The organism is Sporofaciens musculi (assembly GCF_009830285.1).
GTDB classification, from domain to species: domain Bacteria; phylum Bacillota; class Clostridia; order Lachnospirales; family Lachnospiraceae; genus Sporofaciens; species Sporofaciens musculi.
On sequence record NZ_WUQX01000001.1, the window covers coordinates 3,516,532 to 3,536,990 of the forward strand.

Genomic DNA, 20,459 nt, shown 5'->3' on the forward strand with positions numbered 1-20,459 from the left:
AAACCAAATATTAATAATTATCTTTTTGCGATCTTCTCGATTGCCTCCAGAAGAAGCGTAAAATCCAGAGGCTTGGAAAGACAGGCATCAATCCCACATTCCATTGCCCTGCCCTTATTGCTGGCAAGTATGTCTGCCGACAGTGCAATGATCGGAATATGAGCCAGAGTCGGGTCTTCAAGCTGCCGGATTGCCGCAGAAGCCTGCCACCCATCCATCACAGGCATCTGCAAATCCATGATGACCAGATCGTAATCACCAGGGGACGCGCACGCCACCTTATCAAGCGCAATCTTTCCATTCTCCGCAGGTTCCACAGTGAAGCCCATCCGTTCCAGAAGTTCCGTCTCAATCTCTAAATTAATCTCATTGTCCTCCACCACCAGGATACGCAGGCTGGTCCCAGAAAAAACTTCTTCTTCTCTGGATGCATCATGAAGGGGCTGTGCCCGAAAGGTAAGACCTACAGTAAAAGTACTGCCCTCATTTACAACACTTTTAACCTCAATATTTCCATGCATCATATCTACAATGCTTTTTGCAATCGTAAGCCCAAGACCAATCCCATGTACGCCGCTTAGTGTGGAGTTCTTCTCTCGGCTGAAAGGCTCGAATATCCTTCCCAAAAATTCCTCACCAATTCCGATTCCATTGTCCTCCACCACCAGATTGTAGACCACGTAGCTGTTGGGAAGCTCGTCCTTCTCCGTAAGACTGATCTTCACCATACCGCCGGAATTCGTATAGGTCACGGCATTATTCGCAAGACTTAACACAAGCTGCTGCAGCTTTCCCTGATCCGCATAGATAATATTATGCTTCACACTGTCGCAGTCCAGCTGGAAGGATAAGGACTTCTCCTTCGCCTGAGGCATCAGAAACTCATATGCCTCCCGCACCGTCTTACACAGGTCACATTCTACCTCCGCAGGTCCCGCCGCATTGGATAAGGCAGAAATATCCAGTACCTTTGTAATCATATCAAGAAGCTGACGACTGGCAGTATCAATTCGGTCCAGATAACCTGCAACCTTCTCCGGCTCTCCAATCCACGCCTTTGCCAGAGATGTAAAGCCGAAGATTGCATTTAAAGGTGTACGCATGTCATGGGAAATATTCGACAGAAATGCATTCTTGGCCTTAATCGCCAGGTTCGCACTCCCCAACGCCTCGGCAAGCAGCCGCTTCTGCTCTGTCTGCTGCCTCTTTCTCTCATCAGTGGACTCTCCAATAAATACATAGAAGATATCCCCTACAGCTTCATTCTTAATATAATGCCCGTAATCCTCTACCAAGATTACAGTCCCATCCCTGCGCTCAATCCGATACTCCACAAAATCCAGATCAAACTTATTCTCAAAAATCTGCCTTTTGATGCTCTTATTCACTTCGTCCCAATCTTCCGGATGAACAACACCCCGAAAAGTATTGCCAGTCAGTTGACGAAATTCCTTTCGTGTCTTGCACTGAAAAATATTGAGCAGGCTTTGGTTTACATATATAATCTGCCCGTCGCCTTCTGCAAAATAGATTAGGAAACCGCCTGGAATCTCATCCATAAACCTGAGAAATTCACAGGTTTCCGGAAATCCCTCTCTATCCTCCAAAGAAACTAGTTCTTTCGAGAAATTTTCCTCTCTGATGTTGTCTGGCTCAATTCCATTTTCATCCAGAATACGCAGTAAATGTATTACACGCTCTATCAAATGCCTTTCCTGTCTTACGTTCATACGAAAACACCCCCTCTTGTCATATATCTTAAAGTCCTAAAACTTTAAATAGCTTTCTCACGCCATTTGCCCCGTTTATATAAAATACTCGTAATAACTGCCCCAAGCACCCACGAAATCAGAAGCGAGATATAGATACTCTCCTTGCGGCCCCCTGGGAACTCCGTACTCTTTGTCAGGTATACCAGTCCATAGGCGATAGGCACCCGCAAAAAGATTGTCATCACAATAGAAATCCACATAGGAGTCACCGTATCCCCTGCCCCGCGCATCACTCCAGATAAGCTCTGAATGATTGCCATTGCAATATAACCCACAGCCAGTATCCTCATCATGTTCATACTAAGCGTTACCAGCTCCTCCGTGTTCGTAAAAATTGCCATCAAATGTCTTCCAAATAACAGAATCAGCCCAGTAATCGCTGCCGAGAATCCAACTGCCATCAGAGTTCCCTGCTTCGCCCCTTTGGCGACACGGTCATACGCTCTTGCTCCCACATTCTGTCCGGCATAAGTAGTCATTGCCGTTCCAAAAGAGAAGTTGGGCAGCATTGCGAAGCCGTCCACACGCATGACGATAACATTGGAGGCAATGAACTGCTCTCCGAAGCTGTTTGTAAGTGACTGAACTACCAGCATCGCCATGGACATAATCGCCTGAGTCACACCCGAAGGAACCCCAAGGCGGATAATATTCATTCCATGGCGGTTAGTCAAACGGAAGTACTGGGTCTTAAAATCAAATAGGTCCTTCATCCGCATCAGCTTCAACAGACACAACACAGCCGAAATCGCCTGGGCAATCACGGTTGCCAGCGCAACGCCGCTGACCCCCATCTCAAACTTAATTACGAATAACAAATCCAGAGCAATATTCAACAGACTGGACACAATCAAGTATACCAACGCGGAAATCGAGTCCCCAAGCCCTCTTAAAATCCCGCTTAAGATGTTGTAAAACGCAAGTCCCGATACCCCCAGAAACAGAATACGAAGGTAAGACGTACACCAGTCAAGGATACTGTCCGGCGTCTTTAAAAGTACCAAAAGCGGTCTTGCCGCCACAGTAGCCATAATCATCACTATAATAGAAGAAATAGCCGTCAAAACAATACTGTTGGCAATAGCAATAGAAAGATCCTCCCTCTTGCGTGCACCGAAATACTGAGATACCATGATGCTGGCTCCCACGCTGATACCAATAAACAGGACGATCAGAAGATTCAAAATGGGTCCGGCGCTTCCCACCGCCGCCAGTGCATTATCTCCTACATAATTACCTACCACCACGCTGTCCACTGTATTATATAACTGCTGAGCAATATTGCCTATTAGCATCGGCACAGTAAAAATCAATATATCCTCCCAGGGCTTCCCCACGGTCATATCAACCGGAGCAAATAATTTCTTCAGTATACTCATATTCTTCCTCCTCATTTCCAAACCCTTATATCAGTTATAACACAAATTATTAAATTTTGATAGAGTATTTAAAAAATCCTTGTGATATAGTTTTAAAAACTATATAATAGTTCCATTGAGGTGATAATATGACAATTAATACAAAGGACATGTTAAACAGCATTCTCTCCAGTATCTCACGAATTGAGTACGTAAAGCCGGATTCCATTCCCAATATAGACCTTTATATGGACCAGGTAACTACATTTATGGAGGAACAGCTCTCCTCCTCCAGACGACACAAGGAGGACAAGATTCTGACCAAGACCATGATTAACAACTATGCCAAGAATAATCTTCTTCCCCCTCCGGTGAAGAAGAAGTATTCCAAGGAGCATGTTCTTGCGCTGATCTTCATCTACTATTTTAAGAATATCCTGTCTATCAAGGATATTGAAACCCTGCTCTCCCCCATCACGGAGAAATACTTTGACACAGGTGAAGCCCTTAATATGACCTCCATCTATGAAGAAATCTGTCAGCTTGAAAAGTCCAGGATTGATGCGCTGCAAAAAGACGTGGCAAGATCTTACCACTGTGCCATGCACAGTTTTGCTGATGAGCCTGAGAAGGAACGTGATTACCTGCAGCTCTTCTCCTTCATCTGCTCACTAAGCTTCGATGTATATGTCAAAAAACTCCTGATTGAAAAATTAATCGACAACCTTCCGGAGTCGTCGCATGAAAAAAAGAAGAAATAAGGCTTCTACAGTCTTGTTTCTTCTAATCTTTCTATTCTATTGACGCGTTCCTACCCCTTCTTCCTCTGAAGCAATACGAGCAAACACCATATCGTAGCCATCATTGCCATAGTTCAATGAACGGTTCACCCTGCTGATCGTGGCAGTAGAAGCGCCTGTTCTCTCGGCAATCTCAAGGTAAGTCTTATGATCCCGCAGCATCTTCGCCACCTCGAATCTCTGGGACAGCGACAATAACTCATTAATCGTACAGATATCCTCAAAAAATGTGTAGCACTCCTCTTTATTCTCCAAGCTTAATATCGCACGGAACAGAAAGTCTACTGCCTCCGTCCTGATCTTCTTACTCATACAACCTTATCTCCTTCACAGCCATCTCAATTACCTTTATATTTTAGCACACTAAATTCATAAAGTCTATACCTTTTTCCTGTGTTTTAGACAAGACTTTAATTTTTCCAGCGAGGTATTGGCAATCAGCTCATCCGGAAAGTTTACCTCTAAAAGAGCACTGGAGGCATACTGATAATTCGCAATATCTGTATCCACATGGGAATCGCTTCCCAGAACCACCATAGCCTCCTGTTTCCGGCATTCCCACAGCATATCTCGACAATTCTCCATGGTATTCATACGAAAACTTTCCGGACTCAAGGAGGAATTATTCACCTCCAGCAAAGTCCCCGTCTTCTTTGCCTCCCTGACTAATATTTCCATATCCACAGGGAACCTTCCATCGTCGGGATGCCCAATAATATCCACATAAGGATTCTGCATCACATTCACATAAGCCCGCGTCACCATTTCCCTGGTGCACTCTCCTTTATAGCAGGGAAAATGCATACTGGCGATAGCAATGTCCAGTTCTTTTAAAAGCTCCTGTGAAAGATCTACCTCTCCTTTTTCATTCAGGATATTAAGCTCCGTTCCCATCAAAAGCTCAATCCCATGCATCTGTCTTGGCACCACCCGCAGATTTTGGAAATAATATATATGGCAGGTTCCCGGCATCTGTACTGCATGGTCTGTAACCGCAAGTCCTTTAAGCCCCTTGTCCGACGCTGCTGCCGCCATCTCCTTGATGGTATTGTACGCATGCCCGCTGGCAAGTGTATGGGTATGTGTGTCAATCTCAATTTTCATAAATATTTGTCCTTCCTTCTCGTCATTTCATTTTGCACTTGGAAATATTATACAGTATATGTCCGGCTTTTTCTACACAATCTAAAATGAATCTTATATAAACGTAAAAACGGAGGTAAACCATGAAAGAGAAAACAAATCAGGAAATCATCGATGAATTCGATTACCTGTCCAACGCAGCCTCATCGCAGGACTGTACCGGACTTATCCCTTCAGAACCCACTTCCACGGAAGAAGTGGAGGCATATGAAGAACTGTATCATTTTTTACCGCCCCACGGGAGGGCTTCTTCTATTAAGCCTGACGAACGCCTTAAGTAATCCCGCATATACTAATGAAAAAATGGAGTTTTCATCATGCCTTCTAATAACTTAGTTCCAGTAAACGGCGTTATCCAGAATATCTCTGCATTTGACAACAACTGCTGTATGCTTGAGGTTACAATACGCAATTCCGATGGAATTACTAATTTTATCGTAAGCCCTGATACTTACGTAATCAGCGAGGTCCGCTTACGAATTGGGATGAACGTCACCGCATTCTACGATGCCAATCTTCCCATCCCTCTAATCTTTCCGCCCCGCTACCAGGCTATCTTCATCGGGCGCAGGAACCCGCGTGAAAACATCTATGCTGGGGAATTCGACGATAACCTGGAATCTCTTGACGGGACATTAAAGCTTACAATCGGACGGTCCACTGAAATCGTAACATCCAACGGACAGCCATACGACTGCTCTCTTGCAGCACAGATGCTAATTGTATACTACAGCACATCCACCAGAAGTATTCCGGCCCAGACAACGCCGCGGAAGATTATCGTAATCTGTTAAAAAATTTATTTTTTTCTTTCCTTGGCCTTCCAACTGTGTTATAATCATCTCACGGGGCATTAGCGCAGTTGGGAGCGCGCCACACTGGCAGTGTGGAGGCCACGGGTTCAAGTCCCGTATGCTCCACTTCAGAACCCTTGATTTTACTGACTTTGCGGCACATGGGTAATCAAAAGGTAATCAGACACATGTTCGATTATTCTGCATATTGATTTGAAATTCGGGAATACTGTTTAGTATTTCCGCTTTCTTTTCATTAGTCTTTCTATTTCGGCCATAATATTTGTTTGTGCATTTGATATCAGTATGCCCCATCAGATCAATAATAACTTTTTCTGATACATGATTATCTAATAGAATACTTGCATATGTTTTTCTGATTTTATGCGGAGAACGTCTTGGAATTCCTATTTGGTCGCAAATATGATATAACCTTTTCCTAAATGAGTATGTTTTTGTCCTGTTTCCATCTTTTTCAAACATATATTCCCCAAATGGATTCATATAACGTATTTTCCGAACAATCCATTTACATTGTGGTGGAAGAACCACTTCACGGATTCCAGCTTCGGTCTTAGGCGATTCCTTAATTTCATATACATATTTGTCTGTATCATCCTTAAATCTTGTTTCTGTACGTTGTATCTGAATAGAACTACCATCATAATCTTCCCATTTCAACACTGCCAATTCTCCTACTCGGATTCCTGTAAAAAGCATGAGCAATAGACCAAGATTAGTCAGATCCAGTTTTTCCATTAGACATTTTTCAAGTTTTTCAAATTCTTCATCATCGAAGACCTCTTCACGATCCGCTTTTCGACTGCTTTTAAATATCTTTCTGGATATATCCATATTGTTTATTACTTCTGTGATTCCAAACTGAACATACTTTTTCTTTCTAGCTCTTTTAAAAATGCCATATATGATAGTCCTTAAATTAGAATATCCCTTTTGTGTCAGATTGAATTGTGTAATGCAGTCTATTATAAAGTCTTCTATCTCATCTTCTGTAACAGATTTAATCTTTCGCTCTCCAAATATCTGAAAATACCGCTCAAAATCAATCTTGTATCTCTCATATGTAGGTTCTTTTATTTCGCCTGTTTCCAGCTTACGGTCAATCCATTCTTTAAAAACATCTTTAACCGCTGGATTTTCCATTTCAGCTTTCCAAAACGAAATTACGACATCCTCAACTGCTTTCTGGGTATTCCTCTTTATCATTTTTCTTCCAGATTCTTTATCCGGAATATATGTTCTCCATTTACCATCCTTTCCTTGACCAATTTTATATGGATGTTTCTCTAATAATTCCTTTCTCTTAGCCATCTCTATTTTTTCTTGCACGTATGATAGGTCAATTATATTATTTTCCAGCGCATACTGCAAGATTTCTTTCTCATTTAATTTCTCTATAGTAACTTCATCTCCTACTTTATATATAATTATGGGCTTGCCAGTCGTGCCGATAAGCCTCGGATTATTCAAAAATGGCAGTAGACTACTATTGCCTACTGCCTATACAAATTCAAAATGTCGGCACTGCTTACTATGCAAGACCGACATACTACTAAAATTATATGGTTACGTTACTATTTTTTGGTTCTCTATCTCAAATCCTATTTCTAAAGTTCTCTTTCTTTCCTAAGCGTTTACAACTGTTTACAGGCTCTTAATTTCCCAAATTCTAAATCGTCTCGAAGGTCTTCTTAATACTTCTCATATCTTTCATCAATTCAGTATATTTCGCTTTTTCAGCTTTCAAATCGTCTAATGCGTCCTGCCATTGTTTCTTGATTCCCTCTAATTCAGAAATTAGTTCATCCACTCTCTTGTTTTTAGATTCATCGGCAGATTTGGCATTCTTCATCTTTAGTGCATCCAGTTCTTCCTGTAATTTTGCATTTCTCTTTCTTAATACTTCGATTGTCTTTTCCTGTGTCATATATATTATACCTCCAAATATTGTCTGTCTTTTTTGATGATTATTCAGTTTTTACTATCTTTTTTGATGAATTGTTGTCGTGTTACTACATAAAAGGGTAGAGAAAACTAATTTTCAATGCCCTTTGTTATACCTTTACTTAGAAGAACGAAACCACTCTCTCTAAATTTGGATACTAAATTTCTCAAAAGAGCTACGCAACCCCCCTGATATTGGGTTCAATGCTATAATCTGTACCAACTTTTCAAATTTACGGTCTTTCCGCATTTGCCTAAGAAAATCATTGTAATCTTGTACGTGGTCAACATTCACATTAAACTGTATCTCATTCTGAATAGTAGTAGCAGGTTTCTCATGTATTACAGGCTGCAGATTCTCAGCCGATGGGGCATTAGGATGGAACCTGTTGATAAACTCTCCAGGACGGTTTCCCAAATCCCAAATGTTTTTCGCTGCGGCACTATTATAGATCTGGTCGCCACGGTGTACTCTGGTAAGGATTGCACCATCTGACTTTCTAATCACTGTCTCAGGCTGATGATTCTCATTCGTCCATGCCCATTGGTCTTTATCTACGCTTTCCGTACCACTCTTATATCCTTTAAGCTGATTAAGACTTACCCATCCAAGATCTCCTGAGCCTAGCCTAGAACCTCTTGAAATATGATATGGTTTCGTTGCCCAAGATTTATTATTTATCTTTGTGATATATACAGTTTGACCTAACATCTGGCTTCCGTTAGGATTCAATCCATCAGAACTATAAAAATATTTCCCGCTTGCAAATGTAACCGCATCACCAACTCTTGGGACACCATCACCGCCGCCATTAGAATAAGATGGTCTTACACTTGGAGCTGATGGTGTGGAAATGGATGGTCTGGAGGTCTGTTCTGTTTGTTGCTTATTTGCATTGTCAATGTTTGTCTTTGCCTGTTCATTTGAAGCGTTTACGGCTTGCTGGATAAGATTTTTTAGATCATTAATTGCTGTCTGTACACCAGTGAGAGAGGATGTAAACTTATCACCATAAGTGGTGATGACACCAGTAATTTTATTCGTGCTGTCTGTCCATACCGTTGTCATGGTATCTGTCAGCTTATAACCAACACTTTCAGCTTCAGAAACGAGGGTATCACGAATAGCAGATGCTTCAGAGTTGACATTTCCGATTACATCCATAATCAGAAGATCAATATTATCAAGTCTTAAATTCAAAACAGTTTCATATTCTGTATACAGTTCATCCAGAAGTTTCCTCTGTTCTGCAATCGCTTTCTTATACTGTGTCTCTTCCAAATCGGTTTTGAGTTCATTCAGTTCATTCTTTAGTTCCTGACGGGTAGCAGCACCTTCTTCGGAATCATCACCTTGGAATGATAAAAACTGCTTTTCAACCTCATTGATTTTCTTTTGTTTTTCAGCAATTTCTTTCTGATAGTCGTACATGTCTTTCTGTGCATCCATCATGTCATTGTACTTATTAATGAGGTCTTGCAAAGATTCTAGCTGTTTATTAATTCCATCTTCAACAAGATCTTTAATTGCTTCTTTTTCATCCTCGGCTGCAAGGATGGATTCCTGCTGTAATTCCAGCAATTCCTTCCTGCGGTCAACTAAGGTCTGGTTGTATGGGTCTTTTGCCAACTCAGATTGGATTTTCTCCATCTCTTTGCGGTATTCATCAGCCTGGGACATGTAAGTATTGTAATTGACCCCATGCAGCCCCATGGTTGCCTTCCCTTTATCCGTAATAATTCCTTTATCATCGAATAGTTTGTTGGATGAAAGTAACTTCACCAGGAAATCAGATTCATCCGTAATGCCGGAGATACGGTCTTGTATCTTGTCAAAGATTTCCCACTCGATATCACGGATGGAATTGCCAAATTCTATCAGGCTTGTATTCGCTTCCTGGATAGCTTCATTTACGCCGTTGATTTCACTTTGGAACTCATACCATTGTTCAGAACCTTCCTCGATATTGCCATTTGTGATTGCGTCATTCATGGAATTGATTAAGTCCTGGCGTTCTTTTGTTAAATCCTCCAGCTTGTTTAATTCGTTAGAAATTAGAGCATCGTAATACTTTGTGCTGATGATATATCCCTGTGCTTCAGTCTGGTCAATGTAACCTTCAAGGATATTCTGCCTGTGTTCAAGCTGACCAAGGATACCGTCATATAGGGTGACTACGTTATCAAATGCTTCTGTATAGAGATCCCTTACGGATTCTTTTAATTCCTCAACTGCGTCACGGCAGTCAAGGGCTTTTTCATACCACTGTTGATATTCTTTGATATTCTCAGCAAGTGTTTCATCGGTAATCGTACTGATGTCAATCGCGCCGTTTCTTACCTGACTCTTATAATTTTCGGATAAGGATACGGAATTTGCTTGTTGGATATATCGGTCATATCCGGCTTGCTGGGTTGAGATTTCTTCTGTGATACTTGAAATTTGGTTTCGGAGTGCCGTGTTCCTTTTGGAGAAGGTGTTATAAGCACTCCCGGCTACTCGTTCGAGATTCTTGATCTGACGCTCGATGCGGTCAATCTTCATCTCAATATAGTCAATGGTTTCTTTGAATTCTTCTGCCTTTTCGGATGTATCGGATGAATTGGAGGAAGATTTGGAAGAGTTGGATTTGGTGGATGAAGAGGGTTTTGAGGATGGTTTCTTTTTGGAGGAACCCGTATTATTTGTAACTGCACTTGGCAACCTCCATCCATTAGCATATGCATTTCCTAATGTTCCCTCTGCATAAGCCCTTGCATGACCATTTGTTTTTCCTGTATTTAATAAATCTCTGGTCTGTTCAGCGGTTAATACAATGTCGCCTTTCTTGAGGCTCTGTACATGCATACCTCCTGGTAATAACATCCATTTCCCGTTTCTAATGATGGATTCGGTACCCAATTCATTAACTAATGCTTCTTCATCTTGCGATAAAGAAATCTTACCATCAGAATAAGCGGGTTTATAGTTGATTACATTATATCCTGTACCATTGGCATGGGCGGGTAGGAGAGTACCGCTGGCTTTTGAACCGCCGATTGACTTACCAATATTAGCAACTGTGCTTGCAATACCGCCAGCATTTACAGATGAAAAATCAGCTTTGTATACCACTCTACCTTGGAGGGTAGGGGCAGAACTTGGGAAAGAGCCACTATAATTTGCCTTTCCATTTATAGACGGTGCAGTTTCTGGGTGTTTTCCAAGAGTAAAATCTGCTTCACCTTCTGCATTTGGTACTTCTTCTGGTGATTCCCCCAGTATATAATTAACTGTTCCATCTTGATTTAGCATCGGCAATACTTGTGTCTGAACACCATCTACATTAGCAGTATATGTAAGAGTGCCATCTTCATTTTTTAGAACTTGGATTTCTGATTCTACCCCACTTACATCCGCCCTGAAAGTAATTGTACTGCCAGCAGAAAGTTCATTTATCTTTGATTCTATTTCACCAGCTTGAAATTCACCATCAACCTTAAGATGTATGGGCTTTGATAGGGATTCCCAATTTACGTCAACTAAATCGCCAATTTCATCTTTTGCCAGACCAGTAGATTGAGAGATTTTTTCTACAACATCGTCAATTTGTTTTGAACCTAAAAATTCTTCCCAATTAACCGCCTGTCCACTAGAAAATGCTTCTAAATAAGCGGATTGCAAATCTAAAATTGCAGACTGTTGGAGTTGGATTTCTCGTCGTTCATCTTCGCCTAATTTCTTATGTTCGGATTTCAGCTTTTGAGACAAACCATCTAATTTTTCTAATGATTTCTGATATCCAGAATCTTCAGTAGCACCAGACAAACCATCTTGGGAAGATAATTTATCCCGGAGGCTTCTTTTCTTACTGTTTAATGAACCCCATTCTTTTGTATCTCCACCAGTAAAATCAATATCATTTTGTAATTCTTCAATCTCAGACCTAATACTTGCAAGGTCATACTGGAATTCGATCTTTACAATCTGGTCTTCCGTGAGAGTGGATAAATCAGCTTGATATCCAGCAAGTTCACTGTCCCAGTTTTCAATAAGGTCACTAAGTTTCTTTTTTGACTCGCCTTCCTCCATGGAATCACGGAGACTCTTAATCCCTTCCAGTGCGTTCTCATATCTTTTAAGACCTTCCCCACTGAACATGACATCATCAAACTCAGCACCGTAAGATTCAAGGTTGCGCATGGCAACTTCAGCAGCTTCAACACTAATCCCTAATTCCTTTGCAGCTTTGGCACTAGTTTCAAATTCCCAAGTAATATCATCACCTGCTTTAGAAGCAAGTCCTTTATCAATCAAATCATTAGTAAAGTTTCTTGCGCTGGTGATTGGATTTTCAGAATCGAAATACCTCTTTACCTTTTCACGGGCATTCTCCCATGCAGCAACATAAGCATCAGCATCATATTTAAATCCTTCTGCGTCTGGATTAATGATATCTGGTGATATGAATTGTACAGCAGATTTAAAATCGTCTGTTCCAATCTTACCTGTGTTTTTATATATGTCCTCAGCCTGTTTTAAGTATTCAGACATGGAATTCCAGTCAGCGTCCTTATTCTCGGATTCAAATGCAGCCTTTACGCCGTCTACAGAACCGTCAATAGAGTTAATGGCTTGCTGTGCTTCTTCGGCAGATTGCACCAGTCCACTAAAGTAATCATCAAATACAGCTTTTTTACCGTCCCCAGTGATACCGAGGTCATTAAGGGTAATACCCATTTCATGAAGTGTGTCAGTTGCGCCCTTACCCGATTTGGCTGCTTCTAAGAGCTGTTCTTTGAGATTATTTGAGACTTTGGAACCGTTGAAGTAGGATTCAATTTGTTTTACTTGCTTTTCGATTGGAGAGAGATTAAAGTTATTTATTAAGTCATTTAGTTCAAGGTTTTCTTTGACTTCTTTCTCAAACCCTTTCAGTATTTCGCCAGTCTGTTTGTCATAAAAGTTCTCTGATTCAGCGTTTAATTCTGCAAGAAGTTCTGTGGCTTCTGACTTATATTTTTCCAAGGATTCTCTGGCAGAATCAAACTGACCTTCATAAAGTTTTCGGTTTTTCTTGGAAAGTTTATCATCTGCCAGTTTCTCTTGCGCATCTTCAATCCTCTTTTGTGCCTCCTCCATTTCCGCTACAAGTTCTTTTATGTACTCTTTTCGGTTTATGGATTTAGAAATATCAATACCGTTCCTGTCCATATGAGTATCCAGACTCTTTTGGGAAGCGTAATTAATAGATTCCTTCGCTGCCTCGGCTGCTTCAATCGCTTGTGTATCTGCTAATTGTTTCTTGGTGTTGAGTTGTGTTTCAAGTAAGGAATTTTTTCTCTCTAATTCTGCCAGCTCAGCTTTGTCGCCAGGTAGTAATTTATTCTGACTTCTTAATTCGTCAATCCTTGATTGTGTCGTGGCAAGCTCGGAATTAATAGATTCGATCTCGGAAACGGTAGATGAATATGCTGTAGCTGATGAATCTACTTTCTCTTGTAAGTGGTCTTGCTTGTAAATTAATTCATCGGCAAGTTTTGTGATGGCTACAAGCGATAATTCTACTCCAGCCGATGCTAAAAATCCAACTGCAAAATTTGTAAAAAATGCTTTGGGGTTAAATGCTTTTTCAAATTCTATACCTGTATCGGCAAGATGCTGCCTGTATCCGTCAAGTGAAGCAGATCCGTCTTTAACTGTGGAAATATATTTTTAAAGTCTTTATTATCTTTCTTAAAAGCATTATTAAAATCCTTTACAGATGTTCTTCCTCTTAGACATTGGATATTCCAATCTGCTATCGCCGTTTCCGCATCCTTAAAATATTTCTTTTGCTCTCCTAGTTTAGTGAAATCTATACCAAACAAATCACCTTTGATATCCAAGCCTTTTCCATCTTTATCAAATCCAATATCAGTAATTCCTTTGCCCGTAAAAAGATTTCTAAGTGCCATAATACTTGAAATCATAGTTGGAATAAATAACTGTTTATCCTGCAATGTATCAAATGCAGATATCATATTATCAAGAAATGAAATTCCACCCTTCATTGTATCAGCTTGTACGAAGTTATTGACAAATTCCAGCCATTGATTTTGCAACGATGCTAATCTACCAGCCCACGAATCTGCTGTCTTTTGTGCCTCCCTCATTGCTGAACCTTCACCAGACGCAAAATCTTGGAGCATTTTCTCATAAAGCTCCCAGTTTCCCAACAAAGAACTAAGCGCATTGGCATGAAATTTCCCACCTATATCTGATATTAATCCTTGTTTATCAGCACTGTTATTAGGAAGTGAACGGTACACCTCACTTAGATCTTTGAGAATATCAATCGGGTTACGAAGTGTAGCGACACCATCTTTCATATACTCAAGTTCTACTCCTAATGAATGGCAACGTTCTTCGACTTTTTTAAGTTGCTCTTCATCTATGACTTCTCCATCAAATTCACCTGAAACCTGTTGCAGATTCAAAAGAATTGAACGGAAAGCACGTCCCATCTCAGAACCAGATCTTTTTGTCACAGCCGACATTGTACCTTCTGCTGCTGTTAATTGATCAATAGTTACTCCGGCTTGTGCAGCAAATGATGCTGAAACTGTGGCAGCTTTCGCCAGATCTTCGACCTCTACACTATTTTTATTTCCAATATTGTTCGATCCATCAATAACCTTTGTAAGCTCCTTCACTGAACCTCCATACTTGTAAGCAGCGTCAGTAGCAATGAGGTACTTATTCGCCAAGTCTGATGTAACGTTTCCTGCAATTTGTGTAAGCATAGCCGTTTCAGTAATTTCATCCAAATTACTATATCCTGCTTTTGCGAATTCTCCTGCTGAATTCATATAATCTTGCACGTATGCACCAAATTTAGAGGCCTCATCAAATGAACTATTTGCTAATGATTGTAAAGCCGTTTGTGTCAAATTAGATGTCTTATCTATCTCTACGAGTGCTGTATTTAACTCTTTTAGTTGACCGATTGCTTCTCGTACCTTATCTATCGAAGCGTCTAATGCATTATTTCCACCAGAAAACAAAGAAAACAGTCTATTAGCGTTATCTGTTAATTGCGAAATGGTATTCTTACTTACTTTATAATCAATCTCTAAAGGCTTCTTCTTTGTTTGCTTTTTCGTTTCCTCAAGCGTTTCATCTATCCCTTTTTTCACAGACTTTGCATTAACATCTACATCAAGTTTTACTTTTGAATTATCTTTTGAAATGTCTTTTAGTTTTTTCTGTGCTTCCTCAATTTTTGAATCGTCAACATCAAGTTTAATTTTCTGGTTTTTCTCTAAATCCTTTAACTGAGCTTCTGCTTTACTGGTATCTAAAACTGCCTTAATTTGTGCTACGAAATCTGACATATATCATTTCTCCTTTCTTTTTGCATAATAAAAGAGAGACTACTGTAAATTAATCTCTCTTAGTTATATTTTCTTTATTTAATTTTCAATTTTTTAGAATCTATGTTTGCAATTAACACATACTCTCATAACAGAATTTGTACGATAGCCTGTTAAGATCGACCATTTCTTAGGGACGAGCTGAACTGATGTACATCCGCACCGAGGGCAACGTACTATGGGATCTAGTTTGGTACTTGCAGAAGGAGTTGCAAAAGCTGTTGGGTCATACTCTTTTCTAAGAATTTCTTTAGCTGCATCACAATCTCCATTTTCATCTCTAGGTGGTGCTTTAAATGTATAAACTAATTTTGAATTTTCATCATCTTCCATATAAACATCATCTAAATAATGTGAAGATTTTCCTACTGCATAATAATACCACGAAATTAAATCATCATTCTCTTCCGGTGCTAATTGAGGTTCATCCATATCACGCAATGAAGCACCGCATACCAAACAATTCTCTGACTTTCTTTCAATCAATACTTTATCTTCAAAAACCGTATTACATTCTGTACAGATTTTTCGTCCCATATCAGCACCTCCAAGCCCCAAATTTAACTACCTATATCTTACCACACATTACTTCATTTAGCAATACAAACAGAACATATTTTCTGTACTATTTTCTACAATGCTACTACCTATCTTGTTATCGTATTAATCAGTGTATCAATTCCAGATTTCTTATATAAATAACCCGCCATGCTACTAAATAAAGGGATTGTATCTTTAATTTCATCAAAATCATTCACAAAATCTAATACAGCATCTAATGTAGATTTCCTTTGATCATATAATTTTTTATTCTCGTTTTTATAATCAAGAAGAATATTTAAAAACTCTACAATCTCATCAGGACTCAACTGTAACATAAAAACCAAATCCTTTTTCTCTTCTTCATGAAGGTTATCCCAAGTCTCTTTATCAAACAGAAAATTACCTATGATCCTGTCGCTTGGCAACACATTATCTTCATCATCAAGACATTGAACGTCATATTGTGCTTGAAGACTAGCAAAAAATTCTTTTCGTATATTAGGATCTATCAACTGGATAGATGTGATCTCATCTTCATATAAATCTGCATATTTTTCTTTGCCAAATAAAAACCTATAACTTCTCTTTGGTTCCCCATCAATAAGATGTTCATTTTTTGCTATCAACATACCCGAAATTACAGTACCAGCTTCTAAGCTGACCATGTAAAACTTCTTGAGTTCCAATTCTTTCTCTGCTACACTATTTTCGTTCTCCAAATATAATATTCTCCTTTTTAAATTTATTTTCTTGTATTTTTCAATATTCAGTTGTCTAATTTTTTGTTTGGAATCCTTTGGCTGAATTTGAATTGCCGATAACCAAGACTCTGTTTCATAATTTAATGCCTTAAAAATCTTATTGATTTTACATAGCTCATTAATATCGGTCGAAGAATAAAATCTTTCATTTAATAGTTGTATCAAATAATCATACAATTCATCATTAATAGTCGCTCTTACAATAACTATCGCCCTCTCTTTCCATTATTTCATGCACTGATTTCAAAAATTTTCCATCAAGAAATTCATGCACTTTTTTTATTTGTATTTTCCTCAACTTACATTCTCCACTGAGCCACCTGCTACAGCGTCCTTGGTCGCATCCAATATAGTCGGCAAAATGGGTGATACGAATCCCATTTGCTTTTAAATATTTCCTTGCGATAACATTTAATGTATCCATCCTCACACCTCCCGTCATTTAAATATTTCTATGTTGATGTTGCAACTTTTAACCACTCGAAGAGGGGCGCCACTCCTCTCTTTTCTATACAAATCTACGATTTTTAAAAAATGCTTAGAACACCCTATTTTAAAGGCTTTCTAAGCACTCATATTTATATCAAAACTCCCAATTATTCTATGTGTTCTATAACTATTGCTTATTTTTGTTTCTCAGTTCATTTATCCTTGAACATTTCGGACTGCATGTCTTAAAATTCCCGCCTACTACGATGAATTTTTTCTGGCAAACGGCACATGTTTTTACTTTCGCTTCTTTTGAATACATATAATAATCAATCATTGGATTGCTATCATTTACCCAAAACAATTCTTCAGGTTGATAATCTGGATCTTCATTATCTAAAGGATAATTTTCAGGTAAATACAAATATATTTTATCGTAATCCATACCATATATTATTTTGACCAAACCCTTTTTTACAAATCTCTCTAATCCTTTCTTAGCAATAGTCCTTCCTATCCAACGGTCTATTGTAGTCCGTGTTATTTTCTGATAGCGGGCATTATTATAAATCTTAAAGTGATTGAGATTGTCATCTGTAATAGATTCCTGGTCTTCCAGCCCATCCAAATATTTTTTCTTTCTTTTATAAAGAACCAGCAAAAGATATAATAAATAGCGGTCAGTCTCACATCCCTTTCTACATGAAAGATTGCTTATCCAAGAATATTCATAATCCATAATCGGAACCGCATATTCATCCAACATTTCTTTTTGCACTGCCTTAACCATGTCATTGATCATATTTTCTTTTTCTTCTGACTTTTTATAGGCATTTCTTTTGACTTGAAAAAGTTTTTCTGGTTTATGCCTTAAATTATATAACAGATTTTCATATAAGATATCTCCAAAACAACTCCAAAGGATAGATTTGTCGGAATCCCTATTTTCTTCTTGAAAATATTCAATATCTATAAGATACAAGGCCGTCTTTCTACGGAACCCAATTTTCTCACTAATATCATATTTTTCCTTTACTACATTTTTCAAAATAGAATAACAATGAAAATAATAAACATCATAGCCCAAATTCTTACTTTGTTTACTAGCGTTGTACTTTTCCCTAAGTCTTTTTCTAAACTTCTCGGTATCCTTTATCTTTAATTTCATCAGTTTATCCCGTAATGCTTTATATGTATCAGAAGAACGGTCAACTTTAAAATCAACATCTTGGAAATATACAGGATTGAAGTCTTTGCCGTCAACTGGATTTACCCAGATATTTCCCTTATTACTTTTGGTATTATCCCCTATATATTTGCTTATACGATTAACATTACTTCGGTTATTGATTTTTTTGTTATCACAGCACTTATCAGTTCTTTTATCCTTTGCATATTTAAAAAAATATGGATACTCCCTTTCCAGCCACTCATGATACATTCCCTGATATTTTCCCAAAGAAGGCATGTATTGGGACTTGGGATTATCTATGCAGAAATTATTATATGCTGTCAATATACGGACAAAATCAACGTCTATCTCATATGCCATGTTCAAATATTTTGTCATGACATTCGAGATATCGCCTATCCTTTCATTTTTAAAGCTGCGCATTAGGCAGTCATATATATTCTGGTCATTTACTTCCGACGGTTCTGCCTTTTTCATTTCGTAATAAAGTGGCAGCTTTTTTCTATCTAATAAATCAATAAATGCTCTATCTGGTGTTAGGAGCAATTCATCACCATCTACATCGCATTGCAGAATCTTTGTCAATAAATCATGTGTGCTGATTACTGTATCCATACCAATGAACCATTTTTTACATTCATCTGATTTCTCCAACAAACGTATTCCATGCTCGCAGTCTGATAAATGTGGACTCCTTAGACAACATACTTCCGTCACATCTTCTTTTTCACAATATAACGCATTATATATATGATTCTTTGGTATGAGTCCTTCTGGTTCTTCCGTACCGCAGAACCAATATTCACATGCGGCATAGAGATCTGGGCAAATGTAATTGTAGTATCCTTTAATATATGGCCTTCCTGACATAGCTTTTTTACGTTCAGATTGGATTTTTTTATCAATCCGTTTTCTGACAAATGAATCCTGTAACATCTGGGGATATGCTTTGATTGACGCATAGAACGGATCAAGGCCATCTATTTCATCCATATCTGCCCCCATAATCTCAAGGGCAGTATCAGGATTGATTTTAGCGTCATTAATTTTTTCAATCGTCAATTTTGACAAATCCTTAATCTTTTCATCTGTCACATTTTCTCTTGGGATCGTCTGATAGAACTGATATGCGGACAAGACAATAGGATCTTCATTATTGGGATAATGCATCGTATTATTAATGCAAATCTTTAATCCATTGCCTTCAAATGCTTCCTTATAATCCTCCCACGATTTATAAAATTTCCACATTTTTAACTGACTGCCATTTAAAATCATCTTAATTTTGTCCCTGATATAATTAACTGAAATCTCATTTCCCCATACATCCTTAATTATGTCTTTCGCAATGCCTTTTTCTTGTTTCTCTATAATAAACTGCCGGAAATTGAATGGAAATACTGCTCCTTTTATCCATCCCCCTCGAATCTGACAGCTCTGTGGGAATACCCCTGGAAGAAATATTCCTGCACCATCCATATGATTTATGGGAACTGGCATTGTCCTTTCCTCGATTGTATGGGACTCCATATCTAAGTAATTTACTCTTTCAATTACATCAGTCTCAAACTCCGGCAAGACAAGAATTTCATTTATATCAATATCAATGGATGGTTCCACACTCTTTGAAAAAATCAATGATGTATATGCTAAATACTTTCCTGTATTACATCCACCATTTTGATTTATAATTTCTAAAGTCAGCCCACACATTAACCGTTTTTGGTTATTTTTTAAGAAATCCTCTTGCATTAAACAGACCTGCCGTTTTTTCATTTGGTTAGCAGATGATGAATACACCTTATATTTTTCTCCATTAATCAATACGCCTTTATCAATCAACTGTTTTAAAAGTATCTCATGCCAACTATGTTCATCTTTTTCTGATGTACCTGGACAGTCCAATATTATAATCTCTTTTATCAATGGAATTTCTTTCGGATTTTTTTCATCATAGACTAATGATTCTGATAAACGGACACATTCATTTTCAAATCCTGCAATAAGTTTACTTATAATAGGCTCATTATTTTTATAAAACAATGACTTTTTGGCGATTTCCCTAACATCAGGATAACTACTAACACTATTTAAAAGTTCTTCTTTTGTTTTCTGTTTTTCATCCGATTTATTGATTGCCCTGTATTGATTATATATTTCCCGTTCTTCCTTAGCCAAACAATCAAAAACTGATAAGTTAAACATCATATATCTTCTTGCTTTTGCAATTTCATTTTCTTTTATAACAATTCCTCCATTCCCTCTCTATTTTCCTCAGCAACTTTCAGAGCCAAATAGAATCTGATC

General features: G+C 38.5%; 15 protein-coding genes and 1 tRNA gene. 4 read left to right on the forward strand and 12 right to left on the reverse strand.

Features of this window, described 5'->3' with window-relative positions; translation table 11 throughout:
• Nucleotides 1–17: 17 nt before the first annotated feature.
• Both GN277_RS17740 and GN277_RS17745 read right to left on the reverse strand, forming a co-directional pair.
• The gene (locus tag GN277_RS17740) at nucleotides 18–1,730 is read right to left on the reverse strand and encodes a hybrid sensor histidine kinase/response regulator (protein WP_159752240.1); all 1,713 of its coding nucleotides are present in this window, start codon (nucleotides 1,728–1,730) and stop codon (nucleotides 18–20) included.
• A gap of 44 nt (nucleotides 1,731–1,774) precedes the next feature.
• Nucleotides 1,775–3,151, reverse strand: coding sequence for an MATE family efflux transporter (locus GN277_RS17745; protein ID WP_159752242.1), 1,377 nt, complete (start codon nucleotides 3,149–3,151; stop codon nucleotides 1,775–1,777).
• Between the two features lie 128 nt (nucleotides 3,152–3,279).
• Between GN277_RS17745 and GN277_RS17750 the strand changes: the two genes are divergently transcribed.
• A complete protein-coding gene (locus tag GN277_RS17750) occupies nucleotides 3,280–3,891 on the forward strand; it encodes a DUF1836 domain-containing protein (protein ID WP_159752244.1) in 612 nt (203 codons plus the stop codon).
• A 36-nt stretch (nucleotides 3,892–3,927) separates the two neighbouring features.
• Here the strand turns inward: GN277_RS17750 and GN277_RS17755 are convergent, their stop codons facing one another.
• Together GN277_RS17755 and GN277_RS17760 are read right to left on the reverse strand one after the other, a co-directional pair.
• The gene (locus GN277_RS17755; protein ID WP_159752246.1) at nucleotides 3,928–4,242 is read right to left on the reverse strand and encodes a YerC/YecD family TrpR-related protein; all 315 of its coding nucleotides are present in this window, start codon (nucleotides 4,240–4,242) and stop codon (nucleotides 3,928–3,930) included.
• Between the two features lie 66 nt (nucleotides 4,243–4,308).
• Nucleotides 4,309–5,034, reverse strand: a complete 726-nt coding sequence (locus GN277_RS17760; RefSeq protein ID WP_159752248.1) for a phosphatase — start codon at nucleotides 5,032–5,034, stop codon at nucleotides 4,309–4,311.
• 122 nt (nucleotides 5,035–5,156) lie between these two features.
• Here GN277_RS17760 and GN277_RS17765 point away from each other — a divergent pair, with 122 nt between their 5' ends.
• The 3 genes from GN277_RS17765 (at nucleotide 5,157) to GN277_RS17775 (ending at nucleotide 5,993) form a co-directional block, all read left to right on the forward strand.
• On the forward strand, nucleotides 5,157–5,354 hold the full coding sequence (locus GN277_RS17765; protein ID WP_159752250.1) for a hypothetical protein: 198 nt from the start codon (nucleotides 5,157–5,159) through the stop codon (nucleotides 5,352–5,354).
• 36 nt (nucleotides 5,355–5,390) lie between these two features.
• Nucleotides 5,391–5,867, forward strand: coding sequence for a hypothetical protein (locus tag GN277_RS17770; protein WP_159752252.1), 477 nt, complete (start codon nucleotides 5,391–5,393; stop codon nucleotides 5,865–5,867).
• Nucleotides 5,868–5,920: 53 nt separating this feature from the next.
• A tRNA-Ala gene (locus GN277_RS17775) sits at nucleotides 5,921–5,993 on the forward strand.
• Between the two features lie 54 nt (nucleotides 5,994–6,047).
• Here the strand turns inward: GN277_RS17775 and GN277_RS17780 are convergent.
• From GN277_RS17780 to GN277_RS17815, 8 genes are all read right to left on the reverse strand, one after another.
• Nucleotides 6,048–7,358, reverse strand: a complete 1,311-nt coding sequence (locus tag GN277_RS17780; protein ID WP_244324775.1) for a tyrosine-type recombinase/integrase — start codon at nucleotides 7,356–7,358, stop codon at nucleotides 6,048–6,050.
• 199 nt (nucleotides 7,359–7,557) lie between these two features.
• Entirely contained in the window at nucleotides 7,558–7,815 is a 258-nt protein-coding gene (locus GN277_RS17785) for a hypothetical protein (RefSeq protein WP_159752254.1), read from the reverse strand.
• Nucleotides 7,816–7,977: 162 nt separating this feature from the next.
• A complete protein-coding gene (locus GN277_RS30355) occupies nucleotides 7,978–13,026 on the reverse strand; it encodes a Smc domain-containing protein (RefSeq protein ID WP_244324776.1) in 5,049 nt (1,682 codons plus the stop codon).
• Nucleotides 13,027–13,451: 425 nt separating this feature from the next.
• Complete coding sequence (locus GN277_RS17795; protein ID WP_159752256.1) at nucleotides 13,452–15,188, reverse strand: phage tail tape measure protein; 1,737 nt, start codon at nucleotides 15,186–15,188, stop codon at nucleotides 13,452–13,454.
• A gap of 93 nt (nucleotides 15,189–15,281) precedes the next feature.
• Nucleotides 15,282–15,764, reverse strand: coding sequence for a hypothetical protein (locus GN277_RS17800; RefSeq protein WP_159752258.1), 483 nt, complete (start codon nucleotides 15,762–15,764; stop codon nucleotides 15,282–15,284).
• Between the two features lie 110 nt (nucleotides 15,765–15,874).
• A complete protein-coding gene (locus GN277_RS17805) occupies nucleotides 15,875–16,696 on the reverse strand; it encodes a hypothetical protein (protein WP_159752260.1) in 822 nt (273 codons plus the stop codon).
• 19 nt (nucleotides 16,697–16,715) lie between these two features.
• Nucleotides 16,716–16,955: a helix-turn-helix domain-containing protein gene (locus GN277_RS17810; RefSeq protein ID WP_159752262.1), complete on the reverse strand. Its 240-nt coding sequence runs from the start codon at nucleotides 16,953–16,955 to the stop codon at nucleotides 16,716–16,718.
• Between the two features lie 192 nt (nucleotides 16,956–17,147).
• Nucleotides 17,148–20,360 carry an RNA dependent RNA polymerase gene (locus tag GN277_RS17815; protein ID WP_159752264.1) on the reverse strand — a complete coding sequence of 1,071 codons (3,213 nt, stop codon included), beginning with the start codon at nucleotides 20,358–20,360 and terminating at the stop codon, nucleotides 17,148–17,150.
• Nucleotides 20,361–20,459 lie beyond the last annotated feature (99 nt).

What these genes read in the sequence shown, in the direction of transcription:
- GN277_RS17740 (WP_159752240.1), bottom strand. Translation starts at nt 1,730, where the DNA reads ATGAACGTAAGACAGGAAAGGCATTTGATAGAGCGTGTAATACATTTA.
- GN277_RS17745 (WP_159752242.1), bottom strand. Translation starts at nt 3,151, where the DNA reads ATGAGTATACTGAAGAAATTATTTGCTCCGGTTGATATGACCGTGGGG.
- GN277_RS17750 (WP_159752244.1), top strand. Translation starts at nt 3,280, where the DNA reads ATGACAATTAATACAAAGGACATGTTAAACAGCATTCTCTCCAGTATC.
- GN277_RS17755 (WP_159752246.1), bottom strand. Translation starts at nt 4,242, where the DNA reads ATGAGTAAGAAGATCAGGACGGAGGCAGTAGACTTTCTGTTCCGTGCG.
- GN277_RS17760 (WP_159752248.1), bottom strand. Translation starts at nt 5,034, where the DNA reads ATGAAAATTGAGATTGACACACATACCCATACACTTGCCAGCGGGCAT.
- GN277_RS17765 (WP_159752250.1), top strand. Translation starts at nt 5,157, where the DNA reads ATGAAAGAGAAAACAAATCAGGAAATCATCGATGAATTCGATTACCTG.
- GN277_RS17770 (WP_159752252.1), top strand. Translation starts at nt 5,391, where the DNA reads ATGCCTTCTAATAACTTAGTTCCAGTAAACGGCGTTATCCAGAATATC.
- GN277_RS17785 (WP_159752254.1), bottom strand. Translation starts at nt 7,815, where the DNA reads ATGACACAGGAAAAGACAATCGAAGTATTAAGAAAGAGAAATGCAAAA.
- GN277_RS30355 (WP_244324776.1), bottom strand. Translation starts at nt 13,026, where the DNA reads ATGGACAGGAACGGTATTGATATTTCTAAATCCATAAACCGAAAAGAG.
- GN277_RS17795 (WP_159752256.1), bottom strand. Translation starts at nt 15,188, where the DNA reads ATGTCAGATTTCGTAGCACAAATTAAGGCAGTTTTAGATACCAGTAAA.
- GN277_RS17800 (WP_159752258.1), bottom strand. Translation starts at nt 15,764, where the DNA reads ATGGGACGAAAAATCTGTACAGAATGTAATACGGTTTTTGAAGATAAA.
- GN277_RS17810 (WP_159752262.1), bottom strand. Translation starts at nt 16,955, where the DNA reads ATGGATACATTAAATGTTATCGCAAGGAAATATTTAAAAGCAAATGGG.
- GN277_RS17815 (WP_159752264.1), bottom strand. Translation starts at nt 20,360, where the DNA reads ATGATGTTTAACTTATCAGTTTTTGATTGTTTGGCTAAGGAAGAACGG.